Origin of the sequence: Roseateles sp. (assembly GCF_031397715.1) — a bacterium.
Classification (GTDB): Bacteria; Pseudomonadota; Gammaproteobacteria; order Burkholderiales; family Burkholderiaceae_C; genus Paucibacter_A.
The window spans coordinates 1-10,412 of sequence record NZ_JANNMI010000167.1 but is presented as its reverse complement, the minus strand read 5'-3'; the positions used below and the strand labels follow the sequence as shown (position 1 = coordinate 10,412).

Sequence of the window (10,412 nt, the reverse complement as noted above, 5' to 3'; positions counted from 1 at the left end):
GGGTGCCAGCGGCCGATGTCCGCGTGGTCGACCATGCCAAGCCCGGCTACGATATTGCGGTTGGTGATCTGAACACCCTTGGGCAGCCCCGTGGTGCCGGAGGTATACAACTGGATCACCGTGTCGTCGGCGATGGCCGCGGTGGCCGGGTCGATGGCCGGTAGCAGGCTGAGCCAGGCGTCGTAATCGAGGCAATCTTCGGCTGGACCGTCGATACAGACCAAGGTCTTGAGACGCGGCAGCTGCGCACGCACGGCTTGGACGACGGGCAGGTGCGCACGGTCGACGAACAGCATCTCGACCTGTGCATCGTCGACAATGAAGGCGATTTCCGGCGCGGCCAGGCGCCAGTTCACCGGAACGATGACCATGCGCGACTTGGCCGCACCGAGGTAAACGTCGAAGAAACGGTCGGAGTTCTTGGCCAGGTAACCGAAATGCGCTTGCGGAGCCGAAAGCGCGGCCATCAGGCCCTGGGCGACCTGGTTGCTGCGCTCGTCCCACTGACTATAGGTACTGATGCGATTCTCGAAGATCAGCGCCGGATGGTCCGCTCGGGTGCCGGCGTACACGCGCGGAATGTCGGCCAAGGTGTGGATGCCGGTCTGTTGCAGCGAAGGAAGTGGGGAGTTCATGGTTCCACGTGTACACGGCTTGCCGCCACAACTCCACCGAATGCCCATACGGTTGCTTTACGGCAGACCAGCGCTTGCGGCGGCAGCCATGTCGGGTGTCTGGCAGGCCACAAGATACTCCCGGCGCAGGCGCAGAACCAGATCATGGACGCTGGGGATGTCGTCGATCAGGTCAATACCCTGTCCAGCGCTCCAGACGTCCTTCCATGGTTGTGCCCCCGGCGGCAGGTGGTCATGCCGTATGCCACGGCCCAAGGGCAGGGGAAGCTTGTCAGGGTCAAGACCGGCCTGTCGGACAGAGGGCACGAGCCAGTTGGCGTGTACCCCGGATATACGTTCTGTGTATCTCAAGTCGCTGGAGGTGCTGGCGACCAACATCTCCTTGTACGCCTGAGGCGCCATCGCCTCCTGTGTCGCGATAAAACGCGTACCGAGATAAGCCAGGTCGGCGCCCAGCACCTCTGCGGCGCGGATCGTGGCGCCGTCGCTCACCGCGCCCGCCATCACGATGGTGCCGTCGTAGATGGCACGTACCGCGCGAATCAATGCGAGGTGGCTCAGCGTACCGGAGTGCCCGCCGCCGCCTGCACCAATGCAGATCAGACCGTCCGCACCGGCTGCGATCGCCTTCTGAGCGAACCGAAGGCTCGTGATGTCGTGGTAAACCAGCAAGCCAACATCGTGTGCACGCCTGATCATGACCGTTGGGTCGCCGGCTACGGTGATGACAACACGCACACCGTATCGCGCGCACAGGTCGTAGTATGCGTCGATTTCGTTTTCGGGAAGGCGCGCTGCCAAATTCACGGCCAGCGGTCCGCATGGTCGTCCAGCCTGCTGCTCATGCGCATTGAATGACTGTCTCAGTGCTTTCAGCCAATTTTCGAACTCCTCGAAGCTGCGCGCGTTATGCCAGGGCAACACTCCCATCACTCCCGCCTTGCACGCTTCGCGCACGAGGTCGGGGCCACTGACCAGGAACATTGGCGCGCAGATTGCCGGCAGCGTGAGCAGCGATCTGACGGAGGGGTCAAGGGCCATTTGGAGAAATCCTTTGAGAGAATGTAGTTGACTTAATTTTGGTCGGACTGAGCGAATTCGCTACCCGTAGTCGAGCGCCTGCATGATCGCCGCGCTTTCCTCCGTCGCCGGAATATGCGCTAGATCCATATCGTCATCCTGGGTCATAGTTGCCTCCGCTCGCACGAGCCACTCGCCTAGGTTCAGGGCTGGGGTCCGGCAACGATACCCTGGTCATGCAGCCTTGCAAATTCACTGCTGCCCATGCCCAGCAATCCGCACAGCACCTCTTCCGTATGCTCGCCCAGCCGTGGTGCCGGCTCGGCAGGAACGCGGGCGAACGCCGAGAATGCCAGTGGGGTGCCCGGCGCCAGATAGCTGCCGACGCCAGGCTGATCCGTCGTGGTGAACAGGGGATTGGCCGCCGAGCAGGCATCATCCCCAGCCACCAGCTGACTGACCGTTTGGTAGCGGCTCCAGGCAACGCCTTGCGTGTCGAAGGCGGCGGCAACTTCCTGCAAGCTGCGCCGTGCAATCCAGCCACCGACCAGCTCGGCGATCTCCCGCCGCGCCCTATAGCGGTCGCCTTCCATCCGCAAGTCGAGGCCGAGCCGCGTCTCCAGTCGGGACAGGGCGTCGCTGATTCCCGTCGCATCGCACAACGAACGCCATTGCTTACGCGTCAGTCCAACGACCATCACCCGTTGCCCGTCGGCGCAAAGGAAATCGCGTCCGAACGCCCCATACAGGTAATTTCCCACGCGTTCGCGCGGATGGCCGAGCTGGGCTTCAGCGACAAAGCCGAGATGACCCATCGTCGCCAGGGCCACGTCTTCGAGGGCAAGCTTCACGTGCTGCCCCTCCCCTGTCCGCCGTCTGTGCCGCTCCGCCGCGAGCAGGCCCGCCGCAGCCAGGTGGCCAGTGGCGACGTCCCAGGCCGGCAGCACATGGTTCACTACATCCGCACTATCTTCGGGCCCCGTCAGCGACGGCAGACCCATCATCGGATTGACCGTGTAGTCGACCGCCGAGCGGCCTTGACGGTTGCCCTGAATTGTCAGTTGGATGAGATCGCGGCGCCGGCTACACAGGGCTTCATTAGAGAGCCAGCCTCGGGGCGGGAAATTCGTCAGCAACATGCCCGCGTCGTCGCCGTCGGCACAGATGATCGCCATCGCCAGTTCGCGGCCTTGCACAGAGCCAATGTCGAGGGCCACCGATCGCTTCGATTTGTTCAACCCGCACCAGAACAGGCTGATGTTGTCCGCGGTGACAGGCCAGCGCCGGTAATCGAGTCCACCTTGCAAATCGTCGATGCGTATCACGTCGGCGCCAAGCTGCGCCAACGTCATGCCCCCCAGCGGAGCAGCGACGAAGGCCGAGGCCTCGACCACACGCATTCCTGCCAGTATGCCTGTATTCACCATATGGTTGTCGCGCCTTACGCCGCCTCCGCTCGCAGTGCCTCTTCAAGTATGCTGCGCGCAATGACCTTCAATGCCAAGGCTTCCGCGGCACCCTCGAAATTCGACAGCACGGGCGCATCGACGAAATGGCGGCAAGCGGAGAGATGCGCTGCCATCAATAAGCCATTGCGACCATGGCGATCAAGTCGCCGGTATTCACGAGGCTGCTTTCACCATATTGCGCGCGATGACGATCTGTTGGATCTGTGTCGTTCCCTCGTAGATCCGGAACAGGCGTACGTCGCGGTAAAAACGCTCTATGCCGTAGTCGCTGAGGTAGCCTGCCCCGCCAAAAATCTGCACCGCACGGTCGGCCACGCGTCCGCACATTTCCGAGGCGAACATCTTGCAGCAGGACGCCTCGGTGCTGACGTTCTCGCCGCGATCGCGCCGTCGGGCGGCGTCCAGCGTCATGCACTGCGCAGCGTACAGCTCGGCCTTGCTGTCGGCCAGCATGGCTTGCACCAGCTGGAACTCGGCGATGGGCTGACCAAACTGCTTGCGCTCCATGGCGTAGTGCAGTGCGTCATCGAGCATACGCGCCGCGACGCCGACGCACATCGCGGCAATATGGATGCGGCCCTTCTCCAGCACCTTCATCGCCGTCTTGAAGCCCCGGCCCGGAATGCCCCCGATGATGTTGGCAACCGGCACCCGGCAGTTCTCGAATATCACATCACAGGTGTGGGAACCACGCTGGCCCATCTTCTTGTCGTACTTGCCAAGGCTGATTCCCGGCCGGTCGGCCTCGACGATGAAGGCGGAGACACCAGCGGCGCCTTTGTCTGCCAGATCGGTGCGCGCCATCACCGTGAAGATGCCAGCGTGCGGCGCGTTGGTGATGTAGCGCTTGGTGCCATTGATCACGTAGTGGTCGCCATCGAGGATCGCCGTCGTGCGCAATGACGCCGCGTCCGAGCCGGCCTCCGGCTCGGTGAGGGCAAACGAGGCGATGATTTCCCCCGTGGCCAGGCGGGGCAGATACGCGGCCCGCTGTGCCATCGTGCCGTCGATCAGGATGCCCTGCGAGCCAATACCGACCGTGGTGCCGAACAACGAGCGAAAAGCCGGTGAGGTCTTGCCCATCTCCATCATCAGGAGCGCCTCTTCCTCCATGGTGACGCCCAGACCGCCGTACTCTTCGGGGATGGTCAGGCCGAACAGGCCGATGGCCTTCATCTCGGCGACGATATCCTCGGGAATCTCGTCGGTCTCCGCGACGAGCTGTTCGGCCGGCACCAGGCGGTCGCGTACGAAGCGCGAGACCGTGTCGAGCAGCGAGTTCAAGGTTTCCTGGTCACGGATCATGCTTGGGTTCCTCCTGAACTTTCCGTCAGTTACTCGAGTACATATCGTTGATCAGGTCGGCATACTTGCGCTCGACCGTCTTGCGCTTCAATTTCATGGTCGCGGTCAACTCCTCGTCCTCGGCGGTGAGCTTCTGTTCGATCAGACGGAAGGTCTTGATCTGTTCGACGCGGGCGAACTTGGCATTGACCTTTGCAATCTCCTGTCCGATGAGATCGCGCACTTCAGCGGTCTGACAGAGGCTGGCATAACTGGAGAAGGGTACCGAACGCTCCTGAGCGTACTGCTCGACGTTGTCGTGGTCAATCATCACCAGGCAGGTCAGGTAAGGCCTGCGGTCGCCGATGACCACTGCGTCGGCAATGTAGGGCGAGAACTTCAGGTCGTTCTCGATTTCGCTGGGCGTGACGTTCTTGCCGCCGGCGGTGATGATGATGTCCTTCATGCGGTCGACGATGCGGTAGTAGCCGTCTGCGTCCACCGTGCCGACATCACCGGTGTGCAGCCAGCCCTCGGCGTCTATGGTCTCGCGCGTCTTCTCCGGCTGGTTCAAGTAGCCCATGATGATGTTGGACCCACGCACGAGTACCTCGCCCTCGGGCGACAACTTCACCTCGTTGACCGAGAGCGGCTTGCCTACCGTGCCAATACGCGCAGCGCCCGGAAGGTTCAGCGTACCGCCGCCGCTGGTTTCCGTCATGCCCCAGCCCTCATAGAGGGCAACGCCGATGGCGCCGTACCAGCGGATCAGCTCCGGCGATATGGGCGCGGCGCCCGTCATGGCAAAGCGAACCTTGTTCAGGCCCATCATGCGCCGCATGTTGCCAAATACCAGCGCTCCCGCCAGCCCATTGGCGGCTCGCGCCAGCAGGCCCGGCTCCCTGCCGGCCAGACGCGCGTCGGACACCCGATAGCCGGCCCGCAGCGCCAACGCATAGGCCCAGCGCCCGATCGGCGTCGCCTCCTTCATGCGGATCGCCATGGTGGAGTAGAACTTCTCCCAGATGCGCGGCACACCGAGAAATTGCGTCGGCGCGATCTCGCAGATGTTGGCCGCCAGCGTCTCCGGGTTCTCGACGAAGTTCATGCGCGCGCCGAACTGCACGGTCAACAGGGATCCGATCATGCGCTCGGCGATGTGGCACATCGGCAGGTAGGTGACTTTGTCGTCGCTTTCGTCCTGCGGGATGGGGAACACCTCCATCACCCGCAGGAGGTTACTGTTCGACATCATCGCGCCCTTGGGCTTGCCCGTCGTGCCCGAGGTGTACACCAGGATCGCCAGGTCGCCCGCGGCGCGCGATGCCAGCCGACGCTCGAAGTCGCCCGGATGCGTCTGGTCGTGGACGGCTCCCGCGTCCGACAGCGCCTCCAGGCTGGTGACCGCCGGATCATGAAAGCGGCGCAGGCCCTCCATGTCGAACACCACGATCCGTCTCAGTCCAGGGCATAAGGCGCGGACCTCCAGCGCCTTGTCGAGCTGCTCCTCGTCCTCGACGAAGAGGATGCTGACGCCGGCGTCCTGCACCACGTACCGGACTTGCTCCGCGGCATCGGTCGGATAGATGCCAACCGACACGCCACCCGCGAGCAACACCCCCCAATCTGCATAGACCCACTCGCGCCGGGTATTCGAGAGGATGGCTGCCGTGTCGCCCGGCTCGAAGCCCAACGCCGCCAGTGCCATGGCGACACGGCGCGCATGCGCCCCGTAGTCGCGCCAGCGCACTTCTTCCCATATGCCCATGTGCTTCTGGCGCAAGGCTATGTTGTCGTTGCGCAACTGCACTGCGCTCCAAAAGCGCTTCGCAATCGTGTCGCCCTGAGGAAACACGGGCGCCGACCCCGACCCAGTTGCCACACTCCTATGTGCCATGCGCCCGTTCCTTCGTCACTATCGCCACTGCTTCTTCCTCTTCCAGCGTCGCTCACCGCGCACTGCATCCGACTTCATGCCCAGGAAGAACTCCCGCACGTCCTCTTTCTGCAGCAGGCGCTCGCTGGTATCCTCCAGCACGATGCGCCCAACTTCCAGGACGTAACCGAACTGCGCGCACGCGAGCGCAATGGCGGCGTTCTGCTCTACCAGCAGCATGGTGGTCCCCTCCTCGGCGTTGATGCGGACGATGATCTCGAAGATCTCCTTCACCAACTTGGGCGAAAGCCCCAGACTCGGTTCGTCGAGCAACAGCAGCTTGGGCCTGGCCATCAGCGCCCGGGCGATGGCCAGCATCTGCTGTTCGCCGCCGGACAGCTGCTGGGCTTCCTGATCGCGTCTGGCCTTGAGGATGGGGAAGTACGCGTACATGCGCTCGATGTCGCGCTTGACCACATCCGCGTCCATGCGCGTGTAGGCGCCCATGAGGAGGTGCTCGTGTACCGTCAGCAGCGGAAAAATCTCCCGCCCTTCCGGCACGTGGCTGATGCCCTGGCGGACGATCCAGTTCGCCGGCTTGCCGTTGATCAGTTGACCCTCGAAGAAGACCTGGCCCTTGTCGGGATCGAGGATCCCCGAGATGGTCTTGAGGATCGTGGACTTTCCCGCACCGTTGGTGCCGAGTACGGTCACGATGGCGCCGCGCGCAACTTCCAGGCTCACGCCGCGGATGGCGCGCACCGGGCCATAACTCGACTCGATATTGACAAGACGCAGGATGGGTTCGTTCATCACCGCCCTCACTTGCCGAGATAGGCCGTCATGACGGCCGGATCGGACTGCACCTCGGCCGGCGTGCCGATGGCCAGCGACCGCCCTTCGCTGACGGCCAATACGCGATCCGAAACGCGGGAGACCAGGCCCATGTCGTGTTCCACCATCAGCACGGTGATGCCGAGGTCATCGCGTATGTCCTGGATCCAGAATGCCATGTCGTCCGTCTCTTCCACATTCAGGCCCGAGGAAGGTTCGTCCAGCAGCAGCAGTTTCGGCTGCATGCACAGGGCACGCCCCAGCTCCACCACCTTGCGCACGCCGTAGGGCAGACCATCGACCAGGCTGTCGCGCACGCTCTGCAGGTCGAGGAAGTCGATCACCTCCTCGACGCGTCGCCGCAGCTGCACCTCCTTGCGCTGCAGGCGCGGCAAATAGAGCATTTCGGCGAGCAGGCTGGTGTGCGTATGGGTGTGGCAGCCGACGAGGAGATTCTGCAGCACCGTCGCGTGCTCGAACAACTCGATGTTCTGGAACGTGCGTCCGATCCCTGCAGCACCCACCCGATGCGGGGCGATGCCGGTAAGGTCCTCCTCCTCCAACAGGATACGGCCGCTTGACAGGGGGTAGATCAGGCTGATCAGGTTGAAGATCGTCGTCTTGCCGGCACCGTTGGGGCCGATGATGGTAAATATCTCACCCTTCTCCACCTCGAAGCTGATGTTGTCGACGGCCGTCAGGCCGCCGAAGCGCTTCGTGATGTTCGCGACCTTGAAGAAGCTCATGTCAGGCCAGCCGCTCGGACTTGGTATAGGACTTCTTGCGTTTGAACATGCCCTTCCTGTAGGTAGGGAACAGTGAGAACCAGGTTTGGATCTTGATCCAGCGGCCGTTCAGGCCCAGCGGCTCGAACAGGACGAAGAGCACGGTGATGATGCCGAACGCCGCCGCGTTCAAGCCGGTCTGTTCCGCCACCGCCGCTGGCAGAAAGGCCTTGGCTTGACCGATGAGTTGGGGCAGGGCAATCATGAAGATGGCGCCGAACACGGCTCCGCGCAGCGAGCCCATGCCGCCGATGACCACCATCATCAGGAACTCCACCGACACCAGCAGCGTGAACTGGTCCGGCCCGAGGAACTTGATCTGGTGCGCGTAGAGCGCACCGGCCAGGCCGGTCATCGCCGCCGAAATCGCGAATGCCCGCGTCTTGTAGCGCGCCAGGTTGATGCCCATGCTTTGGGCCGACACCTCGGAGTCCCGAATGGCAATGAAGGCGCGGCCGGAGGGCGAACGCAACAGATTGCGCGCAACCAGACCAACGCTGACGACGCAGACCAGGCACAGCAGGTACATGGGAACGCTGCCGTTCAGCGGCCCGACGATCAACTTCAAGCTGGGCACGGCCTTGCCCGCATTGCCGCCGGTGACCGACTCCCAACGCGCGATAACCTCTTCGACGATGAAGCCAAAGGACATGGTCGCGATCGCCAGGTAGATCCCCGTCAAGCGCAGCGTCGGCAAGCCGATCACGAAACCAGCGACCGCAGCCAGCGCTATGGCGCAGGGCGCCGTAGCGATGAACGGCCAGCCGTAGCCCTGCAGCACGGCCTCGGTGTAGGCCCCAACCGCGAAAAATGCCGCGTGCCCGATCGACATTTGCCCGGTAAAACCGATCAGCAGCATCAGGCCGATGCCGACGATACTGTAGATGAGAATGAAACTGAGCAGGCTCAGCAGGTAGTTTCCCAACAGCAACGGCGCCAGCAACAGCACGACGACCAGAAACAGATACCAGCTTGCCTGAACGCCATCGCGAAACATGCGCAGGTCCTGCTCGTAGCGGGTCTTGAACACATAACGCATGGCGGCTCCCTCAAACCTTCTTCTTGCTCATCGCGGAGAATATTCCCGATGGTTTGATCATCAGGACCAGCAGTACCACCAGATGCGGCGCCACGGCTTTGAAGCCCTCGGGCAGCAGGTATCCCGCCAGCGACTCGACCACGCCGATGATCACGCCGCCTACCAATGCACCGGGAATGCTGCCGAAACCGCCCACGACCGCAGCAGGAAAAGCGTTGAGTGCGATGAATCCCATGTTGCTGTGCACGAAGGTGATCGGCGCCAACAGGATCCCGGCAACGGCTGCAATCCCCGCGGCGATGGCCCAGATCAGCGTGTGCATCTGCTGCACGGGAATCCCGACGTAATAGGCCGCCAGCTGGTTCTGCGAAGAGGCGTTCATGGCGATGCCGATCCGGGTCTTCTTGAACAGCAGGTAGAGCAAGCCGCAAAGCACGGCCGTCGTCAGGATGATGGCGATATGGTCCATCGCGACGCTCAGCCCGCCCTGACGCACGAAGGTGTCGCTGAACGGCATCTTCAGCAGCCGCGTATCGGTGCCCCAGCCAGGCACCATGGTGACCAGGCCGCGCATCGCATAACCCGCCCCCATCGTCACCATGACTGCGGCGAAGGTCGGCTGGCCGATGACGTGGCGCAACACCCCGTGCTCGAACGCCGCGCCGAACAGCGCCAGCGTCAGCACCGTCAAAGGCACCATCATCCAGAAAGGCAGGTGCCAGAGCGTGGCAAAGGTGTAGGCGACGAAGCCGCCGAGCATCAAGACGTCGCCCTGGGCGAAGTTGACCACCTCGGTGGCCTTGTATATCAGCACGAAGCCCAAGGCCACCAGTCCATAGATGCAACCGAGCGCAACGCCGCTGATGGTGACCTGTACTACCTGCATATGAATGACTGGCGCATCCCGGTCTGGCACCCGATGTTCGACGCTGGCGCCAGCAGATCGACTTGTCCGCGATCCGCACCTGCTACACCAGCAATTGCACACAGGCGACGCTGCCTTTCAGCGAACCCTCCTCCTTGTAATGAGTTCGCCGAGCATATGAAGCAGATCCCGATTAGCGCCTCGTCGGAAGCGACGAGTGCCGCACTTTGCGCAGCGCTGCCATGCGCTGATGAAGGGCGCCTTCTTGCCCCGGCGCCGCTCGAACGGCGGCATGGCATCGAGCGCCCGGACCAGCCACTGGCGCGTCGCCGCCGGATCGCTGCATCGTCGGAAGCGACGAGTGGACTCGCGTGCCAGGCGACCGACCCATCGGAGTGAAGTTACGATTATTCTTGCAGCGGAGGAGTCAAGCTGAACATAATAGCGACTCCCTCCCCACCCCAGGCGTGATGACGACGAACCGACCGCCCACTCGCAACGGGTTACCAGCGACTCCGCACAAGCCCGGGCTGCCTGCGCGCAAGCTGCAGGTACCGCAGCCGTCGCCACACCTCCTGCAGCGCGCCGGCATACTGCGCGACTTG

Annotated in this window: 10 protein-coding genes; all 10 read right to left on the bottom strand. The window is 62.9% G+C overall.

Going from position 1 to position 10,412, the window contains the following annotated elements:
* Positions 1-635: AMP-binding protein (locus tag RMO57_RS07230; RefSeq protein WP_310385403.1), on the bottom strand; the 635-nt coding region annotated here is incomplete at its 3' end.
* A 57-nt stretch (positions 636-692) separates the two neighbouring features.
* Entirely contained in the window at positions 693-1,676 is a 984-nt protein-coding gene (locus tag RMO57_RS07225) for a nitronate monooxygenase (protein ID WP_310385402.1), read from the bottom strand.
* A 182-nt stretch (positions 1,677-1,858) separates the two neighbouring features.
* Positions 1,859-3,055, bottom strand: a complete 1,197-nt coding sequence (locus tag RMO57_RS07220; protein WP_310385401.1) for a CoA transferase — start codon at positions 3,053-3,055, stop codon at positions 1,859-1,861.
* A 41-nt stretch (positions 3,056-3,096) separates the two neighbouring features.
* On the bottom strand, positions 3,097-3,237 hold the full coding sequence (locus RMO57_RS07215; protein ID WP_310385400.1) for a hypothetical protein: 141 nt from the start codon (positions 3,235-3,237) through the stop codon (positions 3,097-3,099).
* Positions 3,238-3,277: 40 nt separating this feature from the next.
* A complete protein-coding gene (locus RMO57_RS07210; protein WP_310385399.1) occupies positions 3,278-4,429 on the bottom strand; it encodes an acyl-CoA dehydrogenase family protein in 1,152 nt (383 codons plus the stop codon).
* Positions 4,430-4,454: 25 nt separating this feature from the next.
* On the bottom strand, positions 4,455-6,218 hold the full coding sequence (locus RMO57_RS07205; RefSeq protein ID WP_414896388.1) for an AMP-dependent synthetase/ligase: 1,764 nt from the start codon (positions 6,216-6,218) through the stop codon (positions 4,455-4,457).
* Between the two features lie 105 nt (positions 6,219-6,323).
* The gene (locus tag RMO57_RS07200) at positions 6,324-7,097 is read right to left on the bottom strand and encodes an ABC transporter ATP-binding protein (RefSeq protein ID WP_310385395.1); all 774 of its coding nucleotides are present in this window, start codon (positions 7,095-7,097) and stop codon (positions 6,324-6,326) included.
* Positions 7,098-7,105: 8 nt separating this feature from the next.
* Positions 7,106-7,864, bottom strand: a complete 759-nt coding sequence (locus RMO57_RS07195; protein ID WP_310385393.1) for an ABC transporter ATP-binding protein — start codon at positions 7,862-7,864, stop codon at positions 7,106-7,108.
* Between the two features lies 1 nt (position 7,865).
* Positions 7,866-8,942, bottom strand: a complete 1,077-nt coding sequence (locus RMO57_RS07190) for a branched-chain amino acid ABC transporter permease (protein WP_310385391.1) — start codon at positions 8,940-8,942, stop codon at positions 7,866-7,868.
* Between the two features lie 10 nt (positions 8,943-8,952).
* Positions 8,953-9,828: a branched-chain amino acid ABC transporter permease gene (locus RMO57_RS07185; protein ID WP_310385389.1), complete on the bottom strand. Its 876-nt coding sequence runs from the start codon at positions 9,826-9,828 to the stop codon at positions 8,953-8,955.
* Positions 9,829-10,412: the final 584 nt, after the last annotated feature.

Bases quoted from the DNA above. Each gene is read 5' to 3' on its own strand.
- RMO57_RS07225 (WP_310385402.1), bottom strand. From the start codon at position 1,676: ATGGCCCTTGACCCCTCCGTCAGATCGCTGCTCACGCTGCCGGCAATC.
- RMO57_RS07220 (WP_310385401.1), bottom strand. From the start codon at position 3,055: ATGCGTGTGGTCGAGGCCTCGGCCTTCGTCGCTGCTCCGCTGGGGGGC.
- RMO57_RS07215 (WP_310385400.1), bottom strand. From the start codon at position 3,237: ATGGCAGCGCATCTCTCCGCTTGCCGCCATTTCGTCGATGCGCCCGTG.
- RMO57_RS07210 (WP_310385399.1), bottom strand. From the start codon at position 4,429: ATGATCCGTGACCAGGAAACCTTGAACTCGCTGCTCGACACGGTCTCG.
- RMO57_RS07200 (WP_310385395.1), bottom strand. From the start codon at position 7,097: ATGAACGAACCCATCCTGCGTCTTGTCAATATCGAGTCGAGTTATGGC.
- RMO57_RS07195 (WP_310385393.1), bottom strand. From the start codon at position 7,864: ATGAGCTTCTTCAAGGTCGCGAACATCACGAAGCGCTTCGGCGGCCTG.
- RMO57_RS07190 (WP_310385391.1), bottom strand. From the start codon at position 8,942: ATGCGTTATGTGTTCAAGACCCGCTACGAGCAGGACCTGCGCATGTTT.
- RMO57_RS07185 (WP_310385389.1), bottom strand. From the start codon at position 9,828: ATGCAGGTAGTACAGGTCACCATCAGCGGCGTTGCGCTCGGTTGCATC.